This is a genomic window from Acinetobacter sp. YH12241 (genome assembly GCF_013417535.1).
In the GTDB taxonomy this organism is placed as follows: domain Bacteria; phylum Pseudomonadota; class Gammaproteobacteria; order Pseudomonadales; family Moraxellaceae; genus Acinetobacter.
Genome location: NZ_VPDQ01000003.1, coordinates 1 through 14,823, shown reverse-complemented (window position 1 = coordinate 14,823; position 14,823 = coordinate 1). Strand labels below are relative to the sequence as shown.

General features: G+C 42.4%; 16 protein-coding genes. 6 read left to right on the top strand and 10 right to left on the bottom strand.

Annotated elements, in window-relative coordinates:
• Nucleotides 1-147: 147 nt before the first annotated feature.
• Together FTV18_RS02600 and FTV18_RS02595 are read right to left on the bottom strand one after the other, a co-directional pair.
• On the bottom strand, nucleotides 148-846 hold the full coding sequence (locus FTV18_RS02600) for a pirin-like bicupin family protein (RefSeq protein ID WP_180016872.1): 699 nt from the start codon (nucleotides 844-846) through the stop codon (nucleotides 148-150).
• 163 nt (nucleotides 847-1,009) lie between these two features.
• Nucleotides 1,010-2,227, bottom strand: a complete 1,218-nt coding sequence (locus FTV18_RS02595; RefSeq protein ID WP_180004225.1) for a L,D-transpeptidase family protein — start codon at nucleotides 2,225-2,227, stop codon at nucleotides 1,010-1,012.
• 206 nt (nucleotides 2,228-2,433) lie between these two features.
• Between FTV18_RS02595 and hemE the strand changes: the two genes are divergently transcribed.
• The 5 genes from hemE (at nucleotide 2,434) to FTV18_RS02570 (ending at nucleotide 8,494) form a co-directional block, all read left to right on the top strand.
• Nucleotides 2,434-3,504, top strand: a complete 1,071-nt coding sequence (hemE, locus tag FTV18_RS02590) for a uroporphyrinogen decarboxylase (protein ID WP_180016874.1) — start codon at nucleotides 2,434-2,436, stop codon at nucleotides 3,502-3,504.
• A 10-nt stretch (nucleotides 3,505-3,514) separates the two neighbouring features.
• A complete protein-coding gene (locus tag FTV18_RS02585; protein WP_159124408.1) occupies nucleotides 3,515-4,318 on the top strand; it encodes a DUF817 family protein in 804 nt (267 codons plus the stop codon).
• Between the two features lie 143 nt (nucleotides 4,319-4,461).
• The gene (locus FTV18_RS02580; protein WP_004782788.1) at nucleotides 4,462-4,932 is read left to right on the top strand and encodes a DUF3015 family protein; all 471 of its coding nucleotides are present in this window, start codon (nucleotides 4,462-4,464) and stop codon (nucleotides 4,930-4,932) included.
• 73 nt (nucleotides 4,933-5,005) lie between these two features.
• Nucleotides 5,006-6,892 (top strand): DUF4105 domain-containing protein, encoded by a 1,887-nt coding sequence (locus FTV18_RS02575; RefSeq protein WP_180016876.1) that lies wholly within the window; start codon nucleotides 5,006-5,008, stop codon nucleotides 6,890-6,892.
• Nucleotides 6,893-7,096: 204 nt separating this feature from the next.
• Nucleotides 7,097-8,494 carry a diguanylate cyclase gene (locus FTV18_RS02570; protein WP_180016878.1) on the top strand — a complete coding sequence of 466 codons (1,398 nt, stop codon included), beginning with the start codon at nucleotides 7,097-7,099 and terminating at the stop codon, nucleotides 8,492-8,494.
• Here FTV18_RS02570 and FTV18_RS02565 read toward each other — a convergent pair.
• From FTV18_RS02565 to FTV18_RS02550, 4 genes are all read right to left on the bottom strand, one after another.
• Complete coding sequence (locus tag FTV18_RS02565; protein ID WP_159124405.1) at nucleotides 8,491-9,045, bottom strand: DUF4385 domain-containing protein; 555 nt, start codon at nucleotides 9,043-9,045, stop codon at nucleotides 8,491-8,493. The two genes, FTV18_RS02570 and FTV18_RS02565, sit on opposite strands and share 4 nt — an antisense overlap.
• 267 nt (nucleotides 9,046-9,312) lie before the next feature.
• Nucleotides 9,313-9,672 carry a cupin domain-containing protein gene (locus FTV18_RS02560; protein ID WP_180016880.1) on the bottom strand — a complete coding sequence of 120 codons (360 nt, stop codon included), beginning with the start codon at nucleotides 9,670-9,672 and terminating at the stop codon, nucleotides 9,313-9,315.
• 64 nt (nucleotides 9,673-9,736) lie between these two features.
• Nucleotides 9,737-10,285 (bottom strand): GTP cyclohydrolase I FolE, encoded by a 549-nt coding sequence (folE, locus tag FTV18_RS02555; RefSeq protein WP_171064799.1) that lies wholly within the window; start codon nucleotides 10,283-10,285, stop codon nucleotides 9,737-9,739.
• A 93-nt stretch (nucleotides 10,286-10,378) separates the two neighbouring features.
• The gene (locus FTV18_RS02550; RefSeq protein ID WP_034590020.1) at nucleotides 10,379-11,062 is read right to left on the bottom strand and encodes a Smr/MutS family protein; all 684 of its coding nucleotides are present in this window, start codon (nucleotides 11,060-11,062) and stop codon (nucleotides 10,379-10,381) included.
• Nucleotides 11,063-11,314: 252 nt separating this feature from the next.
• On the opposite strand from FTV18_RS02550, the gene FTV18_RS02545 reads away from it, so the two are divergent.
• Entirely contained in the window at nucleotides 11,315-11,755 is a 441-nt protein-coding gene (locus FTV18_RS02545) for a GFA family protein (protein ID WP_159124403.1), read from the top strand.
• A 70-nt stretch (nucleotides 11,756-11,825) separates the two neighbouring features.
• Here the strand turns inward: FTV18_RS02545 and trpC are convergent, their stop codons facing one another.
• The 4 genes from trpC to FTV18_RS02525 form a co-directional block, all read right to left on the bottom strand.
• Nucleotides 11,826-12,632, bottom strand: a complete 807-nt coding sequence (trpC, locus tag FTV18_RS02540) for an indole-3-glycerol phosphate synthase TrpC (RefSeq protein WP_180004238.1) — start codon at nucleotides 12,630-12,632, stop codon at nucleotides 11,826-11,828.
• 20 nt (nucleotides 12,633-12,652) lie between these two features.
• Nucleotides 12,653-13,699: an anthranilate phosphoribosyltransferase gene (trpD, locus tag FTV18_RS02535; RefSeq protein WP_034590018.1), complete on the bottom strand. Its 1,047-nt coding sequence runs from the start codon at nucleotides 13,697-13,699 to the stop codon at nucleotides 12,653-12,655.
• A gap of 17 nt (nucleotides 13,700-13,716) precedes the next feature.
• Entirely contained in the window at nucleotides 13,717-14,301 is a 585-nt protein-coding gene (locus FTV18_RS02530; RefSeq protein WP_004782771.1) for an aminodeoxychorismate/anthranilate synthase component II, read from the bottom strand.
• Nucleotides 14,302-14,602: 301 nt separating this feature from the next.
• Nucleotides 14,603-14,823 (bottom strand): IS30 family transposase (locus tag FTV18_RS02525; RefSeq protein ID WP_180016882.1); only part of this gene is annotated, 221 nt, incomplete at its 5' end.

The following is a 14,823-nucleotide window of genomic DNA, read 5'->3' as shown; positions in this document are numbered from 1 at the left end:
TGATGTGAATTGGTTTAATTTGTATAGTGGTATATTGAAGCCCAAATCCTTATAAAGAATGAATCACTTTTATTTTTATATGTTTTCTATAAAAATGCCGACTGATCAAAATGATGAGTCGGCATAGACTGAATATAAATAGAAGTTTTAATGAGTAGCTTCTGGTAAATCAAACCAGATCACCTGAGCATCTTCAATTGCTTTAATTTCTGCGTCATCCATAAAGGCAATCGCACCACCAGCTTCAACTGTATATTCCGAAATTTGTACTGAACCAGAAATCACATGTACATAATTGATATGCTGGGTTGCCTTAATATCTAGACTTTGACCTTGCTGGATCACTGCGGTTTTGACTTCTGCATTTTGACGAATGTGCATGGGTGCATTGTCATTTGGTCCACAAATTAAATGCCATTGATTTGGTTGTTCTTTTGCGTCCAGACGAATTTGCTGATAATTTGGCTGAGCATCATGTTCATTCGGAATGATCCAGATTTGCAGGAGATGCACCTGTTCATCGCCCTGGTTCATTTCACTATGACGTACACCGGTTCCAGCACTCATCAGTTGCCATTCACCTGCTGCAATACCGCCATGATTGCCCATACTGTCCTGATGAGTAATCGTGCCTTTCAATACACAGGTCAGGATTTCCATATTGTCATGCGGATGGGTACCAAAGCCCTGATGTGCATCAATCAGATCATCATTAATAACGCGTAATGCACTCACGCCCATATAGTTCGGATTGTACCAGTTGCCAAATGAGAAGCTGTGTTTAGACTCCAGCCAGCCCATTTTTACATGACCACGATTTTCACTTGGATGTAGAAAAGCTTTCATGAATTTATCTCACTTTAATTTTTAACTTGAGATCATCATAACGTTGTTTTAATTCTTAAAAAATTATAAACAGGCGACAGATCATTGCATTTTTGCAACGATACAAAAGGATGTAGGTATAAAAAAGCCCACTCGTAAGCGGGCTTAGGTATTTAAATAAAGATTATTCAAGGAAACGGACAGTTACGCCTGATTTCACTTTACGGCCTAAATCATTCGCATCCCAGTTAGTCAGACGGATACAACCATGTGATGCAGTTTTAGAGATTGCAGATGGATTTGGCGTACCATGAATACCAAATGATTTTTTGCTTAAACCGATCCAGATATTACCTACAGGACCGTTTGGACCAGGTGGTAAAGAAAGTGGTTTCTTGTTGTTGCCTTGAACAAAGTTAGATGGTGAGTAGCTATACCATGGGTTTTTCGCTACGCCAGTCACTTTATAAGTTCCTGTTGGCGATGGAGTACTCGAACTGCCAATCGTTGCAGGGAAAGAAGCGATCATCTGGTTACGGCTATTGAACAGATAAAGCTGCTTAGCACCTTTATGCGCCACAATTAAATGAATATCTTCAGGAACTTCATTGCGGATATTGGCAACAATCAGCTTTTCCCCAGCTTTTTTGAAGGTAGCTTTTGGATTTAACTTTTTCAAAAAGTCTTCATCCATATGGAATTTTTCACCCAGCATTTCAGTTACGCGAGTGTAATACAGACCTTTCATTTTTGCCTGTAAGGCATAGTCAGAAGGAATAGACTCGGCATAAGGACCTTTCAGGTCTTCTTCAGTGATGGTGTATTCCACAAAAGCAGGCTTAGAACCCTGTTTAGCCAATAGGGCATCCCAAGTTTCCTGAGTCAATGTACCGGTTGGTTTAATACCATTCATTTGCTGGAAAGATGCGATCGCTTTCAAGGTATTTTTACCGCTAGTACCGTCAATCGCACCTGGAGAAGCATGGGCATTATTTAACATGACATGCGCACGTGCATATACCGGAAATTGGCCTTTACCAATATCTTCATACCAGCTTGCATTATTAAGGCCGTCTAAAGTCCAAGATGCTTTCGCAGCAGCAGAATTTGTCGGTGCTTTAGTCGTGGTTGGAGCAGCACCGATATCGGCAGTCTGGTCTTCAGTATCTTGTAATACATCTAATGCTTCAGAAGCTTTCTTCAGATCTTGTTGTTCTTGAGCACTAATTCGAGTTTCTGCTTGTGCTGCCGAAGCTTCAGTTGCTAAAGGATCAATCGGATCCTGAACCGCAACATCAGTGACAACTTGGGGGTTTAATGGTTGTTCAGCAGTAGACGCAGCGAAAACAGTACCTGCGAAAATGCAACCTAGACTCACAGCGAGCATTGTGCGAACTAACATGTAACTCAACCTTAAAAATATTTCGTTAACTATGTGAAAAAACACTATAAGTATTACAGAAAAAATGTGGAGATGCAGTAGTTCTTTTGTGTAATTCCTCACATTTGATCACTTAACATGATCGGTTTTTAAAGTCATGAGAAGTTATTCAAAATGCAGCCATTTTGTTATGATGTGGGCAATATCAAAGATAGATAGGAAAGTGAATGACGACCTTAAAAAATGATCGTTTTCTGCGCGCATTGTTACGTGAACCTGTAGATACTACCCCTGTATGGATGATGCGTCAGGCAGGCCGTTATTTACCAGAATATCGAGAAACACGTGCCAAAGCAGGGGATTTCCTTTCTCTTTGCAAAAATACTGAATTTGCCTGTGAAGTGACTTTGCAGCCTTTACGCCGTTATGAGCTGGATGCGGCCATTTTATTTTCGGACATTCTGACTGTACCAGATGCTTTAGGTCTGGGTCTGTATTTTGAAGCAGGTGAAGGTCCGAAATTCCACAAAACTGTGCGGACTGAACAGGATGTGGCTAATTTACCCAAATTCAATGCCAAGTCTGACCTTGATTATGTAATGAATGCAGTGTCGACCATTCGTTCCGCTTTGGGTGGGCAAGTACCATTGATCGGCTTCTCCGGCAGCCCGTGGACCTTGGCGACGTATATGGTTGAAGGGGGTTCGAGTAAAGATTTCCGCTTCACTAAAAACATGATGTACGCACAGCCAGAAGTTCTGCATGCTTTATTAGAACGTTTAGCAGATGCTGTGACTGAATATCTGAATGCCCAGATCGATGCCGGTGCTCAGGCAGTGCAGATTTTCGATAGTTGGGGCGGTGCACTTGCGCATCGTGAATATATTGAATTTTCACTCAATTATATGCAGAAAATTGTGGCAGGTTTGCAACGTGAAAAAGATGGCCGCAAGATTCCAGTGATTCTGTTTACCAAAGGTGGTGGCCAATGGCTAGAGCCTATGGTCGCGACCGGTGTAGATGCTTTTGGTCTGGACTGGACCACGCCGCTCAATGTTGCACGCCAGACTGTTGCAGGTCGTGCTGCGCTACAAGGCAACTTGGATCCGGCAACTTTATATGGCATTCCGGACGCGATTGCTAAAGCGACCAAGTTGATGCTGGATGATGCCTATGCCAACGGTGAAACAACCGGTTATGTAGCCAACTTAGGTCATGGCATTACCCAGTGGGTGGATCCAGCCAATCCTAAAGTATTTATTGATACCGTACATGAGTACAGCGCTAAATATCTTTAGGATGTAAGCCTTGATCGACTTTTTTAAATCAGGGTTTGAATTTACCTATAAGGCAGCTTCGGCTGCCTTATTTGGGATTCTGCTCCTGCTTGCTTTTGCACAAACCGCATCAATGGGTAGTGAACTTTTTTATGGTTTCTACCGCTATGACTATCTATTATTTTTTGCTTTACTGATTCAGATGGTGTTGCTCTATACCAAACTGGAATCTTGGGCCGAAGCCAAAGTAATTGCCTTGTTCCATATCATGGCGATGGTTATGGAAATTTTCCTGACCCATCCGGCGATTGCATCCTGGCAATATCCACAACCTGCAATTTTTAAAATACTGACGGTGCCTTTATTTGCCGGCTTTATGTATTCGGCTGTCGGCAGTTTTTTTGCACGTTCCTTACGCTTATACCAAGTCTCATTTGAAAAATTGCCGCGCTTTAGCCATATGCTGGCTTTGGCCGTCTTGTCCTACATCAACTTTATGAGCAAATTCTTCATTCCGGACTATCGCTTGCTGTTATTTGTCTGGAGTATAGTGATGTTCTGGAAAACCAGAATTCGGTTTCAGTTGAATCAGCATGCTTTTCAGCTGCCGATGTTGCCTGTCCTGTTGATTTTGGCTTTCATTATCTGGGTGGCTGAGAACATCAGTACCTTTTATCAGATCTGGCTATATCCAAGCCAGGTAGAAAAATGGCATATGGTCGGGTGGGGGAAACTCGGTTCATGGTATTTACTTTTATTGCTCAGTCTGGTGCTGGTATTAAAGATTCTAGGACAGCGTAATTCTCAAGGTAACTGGAGCCTAAAAACCCGGTAAAATTATTCTGTTTATCTTTATGTAAATTGGACATTTTTTTCATTGCGCCAAATTAGACTTCCCGCTACTCTCCTGAATGTGTAATGAAGATTACATCATTAGCGTAATAACAAAAGATGCATGAGAATAACCGGAGAATAAGTATGTTAAAAAAGATTATGCTCGCTGTGGTATTGGCAACGGGTTCTGGTATGGCGATGGCGGATAGAGATGTAGGTTGTGGTATTGGTAGCCAGGTATGGGCAGGCCAGTCAGGCATTATTCCTAAGCTGCTTGCAGGTACAACAAACGTCCTGTTTACTAACCAGTGGCTGGGTATTACTTTCGGTACTTTAGGATGTAGCCAGGGCGGTACAGTAACGGCTCAAGTCGTGACTTTTACCAATGAAAATGCTGAGGCATTGGCACGTGATATGGCCGTAGGTGAAGGTGAAAGCCTGAATGTACTGGCTGAACTGCTAAATATCAAGGCAGAAGACAAAGCACGTTTCTTCACTGTATCTAAGCAGAATTTCTCTGAAATCTATTCAGAAGAAAACCAGAATACTTTACAAGTGTTAAGTACTCTACAAACAGTCATGGCTAAAGATGAAGTATTAAAAGCTTATATCTAAGTATCGCTGTAAAAACCCTGCTGTCCTGGCAGGGTTTTCTTATAAATAAAAACTGAAAAGAACCGTTGACTGAATGAAATATGCTTTTTTGTTCCCAGCCTTGCTGTGGAGTCCCCTAAGTTTTGCATCCGAAATTTCTCCAGATATTCAAGCTTATCTAGAACAAGCCACACAAAAAAGATTGCACCAGACCGCGACCTGGCAGCGTTTGATGTATGTCAATGCTGAAGGAAAAAGTGAAGTCAGCTATGCTGGCTATTTTCTGGCAAAGCAGAGCAAGACAGACCTGCAACTTGAATTGGAGCAAAATATACAGGCATTGTTTGAGCCCGCAGAACCCAATCAGTCTGTACGATGTAAATTTCCGGCGCGTAGTCAGTGGTTGATGCAACAGCTGAATATTCCTGAACAGCAATTGCCTGAAGCGAGTTGCCCGGATTTTGAGCGCTGGATGAATGAAGTCAAGCCTTATCAAGCGACCCTGATTTATGCCACCGATTATATGGGTAATCCCAGCTCCATGTTTGGTCATACTTTGCTGCGTCTGGATCCCAAAGACCAGCAGCAACTGAATCTGGTTTCTTATGCGGTCAATTATGCTGCCACAGTTGACAGTAATGATAACTGGTCCTTTGCCTGGAAAGGGCTGACCGGACAATATCCGGGGGAATATTCCTTGATGCCGTATTACCGCAAAGTCAAGGAATATGGTGACTTTGAAAGCCGTGATTTATGGGAATATGAACTTAATTTAACACCTGAAGAAACCGGTTTTCTGGTGAAGCATCTCTGGGAAATGCAACAAGTAAGTTTCCCTTATTATTTCATTAATGATAACTGTGCCTATCGTCTATTAGGGCTTTTTGATCTGGTGCGTCCTGAACTGAACTTGCAGCAGCAATTCGATACCGCCGCGATTCCGGTCGAAACTTTAAAAGTTGTGGAACAGCAGGGACTGATCAGGAAAAAGATTTACCGTCCGGCACTGGAAACTCAATTACTGGCTCAAGCCCGGCAACATGGCAAATCCTTGGCAAAAACTGCGCATCAGGTAGCGTATGCAGAAACCTCTGAAATGGAAACCATGCTGCACAATTATCCGGCTGAAGATCAGGCCAAGATTCTGGAAATGGCCTACGACCATTTATATCTGGATTTTCTTCGTCAAGAAGTTGATGAATCTTTTGCCCAGCCGCGCTTTCGCAAATTATTGGGCCTAAGAAGTCAGTTGGCGATAGACAAACAGCGTCAGCAGCCAGAGCGTCCAAAAATAGATCCGGTTCAAAGCCATCATGCCCGAAATATCGTTCTTGAAACTGGGCAAGTACAGGGTGAGACTTTTGTGCAGCTCGGTCATCGTCAGGCTTATCACGACCTCATGGATGCGCAAGGCGGGCTGCGTACAGGAACCCAATTATTATTCCTGGATGGTGCATTGCAATACCGTGATGACCGCGTGAAGCTGGAGCACCTGGATCTACTTACAGTGAATTCCTATAACCCGATCAATGCATTTAAAGCGCCGTTATCTTGGGGTTTTAGTTTGGGCTGGAAACAGGAAGCACTGGATCAGCATGGCCAGTTTAGTACCGAGCAGCAGCATGGCGTAGCCAATTTTCAGGTTCAGGGTGGCTATAGCTGGGCAAATGAAGCACGTGAACATCTCTGCTATGTGCAGCTACAAAATCATGTGCAGGCCGGAAAAGCGCTTGACAAAGGATGGCGTGTCGGTATGGGGCCAACGGTGGGTTGTCAGAATATCTGGACGGATCAGATCAATAGTCTGGTACAGGTGGAACTGCCGTATTGGGAAGATTCTCATCAGTGGCAACTGAAGTTGAAAAACCAGTTGCAATATGCCTTGAATGCACAAAATGCCATTCGGGTGGGCTGGGAATATCAGCAACAGGAATCGAAAGGCTGGGAAAAATGGAGTCTGGGCTTAGTCCATTATTTCTGATTTGGTTAACATAACCTCGAATATTGAGTAAATTAATTTTATAGATCAAATGACTTGTATTTGAATGTTTAAAATAAATTCATGTTCGGAGACTTCTACCGATATTATCAAAGATTGTATTCAGTAATTGGGTTAAAATGCCTGAATATTGTTGTATTTGTCACATAAGATCACTGCGAATCGCAAAGTATCGGGAAAAGTTATATGAATAATGAGTGTATGGCTATGCTCGCGGAGCAGTGGGAACAGATCTGTCAAAATTATTCATCGGATGATTTGCTACACGCATTTCAGTTTATTCAAGACCACTCTTCGGTACTGGTAGAAGAATTCTATAAAAATATGCTTCTGGAAGAAGAAGCATCTCAATATTTTACCGATGAGCTGATTCAGCAGCGTCTACGCGATACTTTACATCAGTGGCTTTCAGAAAGTTTTAGTGTGGCGCTAAATAAGCGTTATGCAGAGGCCGTGCAAAAACAGAATATTGTTGGACATGTGCATGCACGGGTCGGGATTCCATCCTGGCTGATTATGCGCGGTGTACGAGAAATTCAGCGCAAAATATTTGAATTGCTAAGTTTAAATCCGCAGCCAAACATGCTAACTACCTGTAGTTATATTGTACAAATCATGGGGTTTGCCACAGAAATTATGTGTCGTTCCTATGAGGCGAAATCAGTTCAGAATCAGGAAATGAAGCACAGTTACCGGGTATTTTCTGCAATGCAGGATGTCGCGGTACAAAAAGATAAGCAGCGCAGTTCATTGCTGGATTGGGAAAATGAGCTGATGTTCAAGGTCTTTTCTGGCACTACAGGCATTAGACATCAAATGCTGTCCAAGTCAGAATTTGGCTTATGGTTTATTCATAAGGCGTCTTATGCCTTTACCGGTTCCGATCAGGTCGATTTAATTATCGAGCGAATTTATCAGATCGATACGCTGAATCAGGCAGTGCTGGAATGTACTGAAAAAGATCAGATGCTGAATCTGATTCAAAGTATTCGTGATTTAAACCGTGAAATACAGCACTTGGTCGATCAATTATTCCAGGTTGCAGATTACATCGAATCTGGAAATGACTCTCTAACCCAGTTATTGAATCGCCGTTATTTAAATACCATTATTTCACGTGAAATTAACTTTTCTCGTGATAACCAGACACCATTATCCTTGCTAGCGATCGATGCCGACTTCTTCAAAGCCATTAATGATAAATATGGTCATGCAGCTGGTGATCTGGCCTTAAAATTTATTGCTGATGCCTTACAGAAATATATTCAGGGCAGTGACTATGCATTCCGTGTCGGTGGGGAAGAATTCCTGCTGCTGCTGGTGGATTCCGATGAAAGACGCGCGCTGAACATTGCTGAAAATATCCGTACATATGTAGAGCATGGCCTGATCAGTACGGCTCAAGGACAGCAATTTAGACTCACAGTTAGTATCGGCTGCGCGTTATTTGATGGTCATCCGGATTACCAAAGATTCCTGGATGCCGCAGATGCTGCACTGTATATGGCTAAAAATACAGGGCGTAACCGGGTCTATCTGGCGCAACCTTCTCAAATTCAGGGCACACAAAAAGCGTCTGTCTAATTTAAAATTTGCTGCTGAATCGCAGCCTGAAATTGCTGTTTTTGCCGTACATATTCGGGATGGACTTTGGCTTTATCCCATTTTTGTTTAAATATTTTCGCTGCAGCAGCTTTAACCGGATCTTCAGAACTGCGCGGCAATTCCTCACGCCCATGCGCACCACTTAAACCCTTTTTATCATCTGGAACCGGACCATCGTATTTTTTGCCTCCTTTATGATTGGCATAACGTCGGGCGCGGGTATAACCCATTTGTAAAAACTTGCGTGCCATATCGGCCCCGACGAAATCTTCATGTTTTAAATATTCTAGAAACAGGGCATAAATTTTTTCACTACTGGCTTGGGCTTTTTCAGCATCTGCAAAACGCCAGTGGGGCAGAATTTCTGACTTATAAGGTTCTACTAAAAGCACGCCTTGCTCACCGCGTCCAATCCGGTATAAGTCCGGCCGTTTACGGAAATCAATTTTTTTAAAATCCAGACTATAGTCAAAACTATTTGAATGAACACGTGAAGGGCGTTTAGGCGGATCAGGCTGTTTTCTACTCATGGCTGTTTCCAGAATTTATACACTTGGATCATGCAGCCTTCTAAACAAAAGATCTGTATTTAAACATGGCAGGAAATGTAGTCAGGAAATTAATTATGCAGCATCAATTTGTTTATTTTTAAAACTAGGGAAGTTAAGTTAATGAGACAACTTTTTGAAAAGAATGTAGGGATAAAATTTTAAGAAATTGAATGAATACGTAGAAAAGTTAAGGAATTGATTGCAAAATTCCTTAACTGATGAAGGTATTGAATTCGTACTTATCTTTTAACTTTCTACCACGACATAATATTTTTTAACGGCTTCAACCACTTCAAAAGTGCCAATAAAACCGGGTGGAATAATGCCGGCTTCACCTGCTTTGATTTCAACAAAGGATTGTCCCTGAGCATCATGTAAACGGACGATCCCTTCGATTACCTGAAAGAATTCCTGTTTATTTTCAGCGAATACAATATTCCAGGCGCCTACTTCACATTGCCAGATTCCGCAATCCATATGGGGATGTTGATAGGCACTCTGGGTCAGGCGTTTAGGATTACCTTTAACCAGCCGGTCTGGACGTGGATAATCGATACTTTCTTCAGCCTGGCCTAAACCTTGACCCGCAATCCAAATAGATGACATTTTCATAACCTCATCGTGTAAAAAAGCCCCAATATCAATTGAGGCTTTCATGTATGAATCTATATTAATAACTTTCTGGTACAGCACCTAAAAACTCACGGCGGACTTCTTTATCGGTTTTAAAGTCACCGATAAATGACACCGTACGCGTAGTGGATTCCTGTTTGCCAACGCCCCGCATCATCATACACATATGTGCTGAATCAATCATCACAGCCACACCACGTGCATTGGTGACTTCAGCAACCGCTTCTGCGATTTGCTGGGTCAGATTTTCCTGAATCTGTAAACGACGGGCAAACATTTCAGTAATGCGGGCAAATTTAGATAGCCCCAATACTTTGCCTTCAGGTAAATAGGCAATATGTACACGGCCATAAAACGGCAATAAATGGTGTTCGCACAGTGAATAAAATTCGATATTTTTCACCAAAACCATTTCACGGTTATCTGATGGAAAAACCGCACTATTGGTCACTTCTTCCAGAGTCTGGCTATAACCTGAGGTTAAATACGAAAACGCTTTCGCAGCACGCACGGGCGTATCTTTGAGACCAGGGCGATTGAGATCTTCACCAACGGCAGTAAGAATGTTTGCGTAAGATTGCTGCATAGTCATATGACGTATTCACTTAAACTGAGAATGAACAAGGACGGCATTGTAGCAGAAATCTTTTACAATGCCTTATTTTGGGGGTAAATCCGCTTACTGTTTAAACTTTGGATTTTTTTCTGCACGTTTTAGCAAAACTAAAACTGCGCCAGTGCCACCCTGTTTTTCAGGCGCACTGACAAAGGCCAGAACATCACGGTGCTGACGTAACCAGCCGTTGACATAAGTTTTTAAAATCGCTTCCGGCCCTTTGCCATGTACGATCTTGATCACGTTCTGGTTTTCATCTTTGGCGATCTGGATAATCTGAAGCACAGCCTGACGTGCCTCTTCGACCGTACAACCATGCAGGTCGACAGCTTCGAACCAGCGCAGATTGCCTGCTTTTAAATCTTCAAAAACCTTATGCTGCAAGGTCGCAATGCGGTAGCTTAAGCTCGCTTGACTGCCAACCGGATTGAGCATGGCTTGAGTATCAGACAGGACGGTTTCATCGGTATGCATGGGGCCTTCGGCAGCAGCACGCTTGGCCAAAGTTTGCGCATCGACTTTTTTCTTGGGAGATTTTTCTATTTTCGCAATATTGCCGGCATCAATTTTTTGTACGCCTTGCATCTGCTTGCGAAATAGATCGAGGTCTTCCTCCTGTTCCTGCTCCGCTGTTTTCACGACAGGGGCAACAGGTTCAGCCTTAGGCTGAGGATGACTAATTTGCTTTTTAAGATCTTTGAGTAAATTGTACTGATCTTTAGAAAGCGAAGAATCGTGTTTGCTCATAATCTGGAAACGGGGGAGATACTGAATTTGGTAAATTATAGTCTTAAATGACTGAAAGGAGAAATGAATTGCACTAAATACAACATATCCCAAACCCAGCATTAATTTCTCAATAGTTTTCTAAGATTGTATAGCTTGATGAACTTTAAATAGAAAATAATTCATGAATATTCTCCTTTTATCATCTTAACAGTTGCCGCGATGGAACATCTCTCTTTAAATATAAATCAATCAAACCTGGAAAATAAAAAAATGAGTTATTCAGGCAGTTGTTTGTGTGGCGATGTCCAGTTCAAAGTAAATACGAATATTCAGGCCATGTATCATTGTCACTGCAGTTTATGTCGTAAACAGAGTGGTACGGCCGCAAATGCAGCAACTTTAGTTCATCAGCAATATTTTGAATGGACCTCAGAACAGACTTCAATTTCCTGCTATCAAAAAGAGACCGGATTTCGTTCTCATTTTTGTCAACACTGTGGCTCGCCTGTACCGAATCAGGTAGGTACAATTGCATTGATCTGGATTCCTTTAGGGCTTCTGGATCAAGCACCCAAAATTCAGCACAGACTGAGTTTTTGTCTGAACTCGAAGGTGGATTGGGCAGATGAAATCAAGGCGGATGAGTCCTATTCTGAACTGCCAGAATTTGAAAAATTAATCTCTTATTTTGATCATTCAACTCAGTATTAAATGAATTTGGTTAATAGAAATAAAAAAAAGCCCCATGCTGATATGGGACTTTTTTTATATACTTAATATTTTAAACCGATTCAGGCTCACCGAATAAATCACGGAAAGCATGATCTGGGCGTGGCTGTTTCATGAAACTTTCACCGACCAGGAAAGCATGAATATCATGTTCCTGCATCATCGCAACATCAGCAGGGGTTGCGATACCGCTTTCAGTGACCAGCAGGCGTGAAGGATCCAGTAATCTTTTTAAACGTAGTGATGTATTCAGGTCGACATCAAAAGTTTTTAAATTACGGTTGTTCACACCCAGCAGACAACGATCAGACAGTTTTAAAGCACGTCCTAATTCTTCTTCATCATGCACTTCAACCAGTACATCCAGATTATGCTCAAATGCGGTTTTAGACATTTCTTCTAACTGCTGATCAGACAGACAGGCCACGATCAGCAAGATACAGTCTGCATGTAGTGCACGCGCTTCAATCACGCCATAAGGATCGATCAGGAAGTCTTTACGCAACGCAGGCAAGTCACAGTGCGAACGGGCGATCTGAATATTTTCATCAGCACCCTGAAAAAAATCCACATCAGTCAGTACAGATAAACAGGCAGCGCCGGCATCCTGATATTGCGCCGCAATTTCTGCAGGATTGAAGTTTTCACGAATCACGCCTTTGGACGGAGAAGCCTTTTTAATTTCAGCGATTACACCCGGACGTTTAGACATTAAAGATTGAGCAAAACCACGTACAGGTGTCGCGCCTTGAGCTAACTCTTCTATATCCTTATAGCTTTTCTGCTTCAAACGAAGAGCGAACTCTTCTTTCTTACGATCAACAATTTTACCCAAAATTGTATTTGCAATATCAACCATGATTCAAATTCCTGACCGTATTAAGCTTCATATTGTTTGATGGTTTTGGTGAATTCAGACAGCACGCTCATTTTTTCCAGTGCCTGGCCACCATAAATAATATCGTGTGCCAATGCCACACCTTGCTTATAGCTTGAAGTCAGGCCTGATACATAAATACCAGCACCGGCATTTAGGGCAATCATATTGGCAGCCTTATGACCGATCTCAGATTTCTTCTTGCCTAAGGCATCTTTAATCAGAGCCAGACTTTCTGCTGAACTTTCAATAATTAAGCCAGTTAAGGTTTGCGATTCAATGTCGACCTGTTCAGGAATGATTTCCCATTCAGTGATTTCACCGTTTTTCAGCTCAGCCACATGCGTCGAAGAAGCCAGACTGATTTCATCTAAACCGTCACGTGAATGTACGACCATGACATGTTCAGCACCGAGCTGTTTCATGACTTCTGCAATTGGGCGGCAAAGTTCATTGGAAAATACCCCGATGACCAAACGTTTTACGCCGGCCGGATTCGTAAGCGGGCCGAGCAGGTTGAAAATACTGCGAATACCCAGTTCTTTACGTGGACCAATCGCATATTTCATGGCTTTGTGATGATTCGGTGCGAACAGGAAGCCCACACCAATATCACGGATACAGCGTTCGGTTTGCTGCATATTCAAATCAAGATTAATGCCTGCCTGTTCCAGTAAATCTGAAGAGCCTGATTTGGTAGAAACACCACGGTTACCATGTTTGGCAATCGTTGCACCAGCTGCTGCAATTACAAAGGCTGAAGCGGTAGATACGTTAAACAGGTTTTGTCCATCACCGCCTGTACCGACGATATCCACCAGATGAGGGACATCACTGACATCAATTTTGGTTGCCAGTTCACGCATGACACGTGCTGCAGCAGTAATCTCGTCAATACTTTCGCCTTTCAGGCGTAGACCCATGAGCAGAGCACCGATCTGGGCATCGGTTGCTTCGCCAGACATAATGGTGCGCATCACGTCTTCCATTTGTTCCTGAGTCAGGTGAATGTTTTTAGTAATATTGCTTAAAGCTTGTTGAATATTCATGACTTGCGTTTTGCCCATTATGCGTAAATTTCAAGAAAGTTTTTAAAGATCTGATGACCATGCTGGCTCAGGATTGATTCCGGATGGAACTGCACACCTTCAATCGGTAGTGTCTTATGTTTAATCCCCATGATTTCTTCCATAGAGCCATCTTCTTCATTGGTCCAGCAGGTCACTTCCAGGCATTCAGGTAAAGTGGCCTGATCAATCACCAGCGAGTGGTAACGCGTCGCAGAGAAAGGATTCGGCAAGTTGCTAAAAATGCCTTTGTCGCTGTGATACATGTCAGACAAACGACCATGCATGACGCGTTTGGCACGAATAATATCGCCGCCAAAAGCCTGACCAATACTTTGATGTCCCAGACAAACACCGAGCAGGGGAATCTTGCCGCCAAAATGCTGAATGGCAGGAATCGAAATTCCTGCTTCACTTGGCGAACATGGACCAGGACCAATCACCAGATACTTGGGTTGCCATCGCTCAATATCCTCCAATGTCACGGCATCATTGCGGACTACTTTTACTTCTTGATTCAGTTCGCCAAAATACTGGACGATGTTATAAGTAAAGGAGTCATAGTTGTCGATCATTAGAAGCATGAGCTTAACCTATTGAAATTATTGCACTTAACTGTGCTAAAGTGATCCAGATTGAGCTTTATCGGGACTTGTTGCAAGTCTAGGGAATACACTACTAAATCGTTGATTTCATTGTGTGAAAATAAAGCACGCCTCATCATAGCAAAAAATAGCCACATCGGGCGCAATAATTTTTCAATTTTCAGCCTGGTGATTAGCTCACAGCCTTTTAAATATTTTAAATGTGTGTATAAGTAATTAACTGATGAAAAGTAAGTTTAAATAAATATTGCAGTTATTATTTTTTTAAATTAAGGCGGATTCAAGCGGCAAGTGCAACAGTATAAAAACCAGCCATAACTTCACTCGGTGTATACCAACCTAGTGTTTTTCTAGGACGATGGTTGAGTGCAAATTCTATCTGCTCTATTTGTTCGTTTGACACGCCATCAAACGATGATGATTTTGGCAGATATTGACGGATTAAACCATTCGTATTTTCATTTCTAGCTCGCTGAATAGACTTGTAAGGATCAGCAAAAT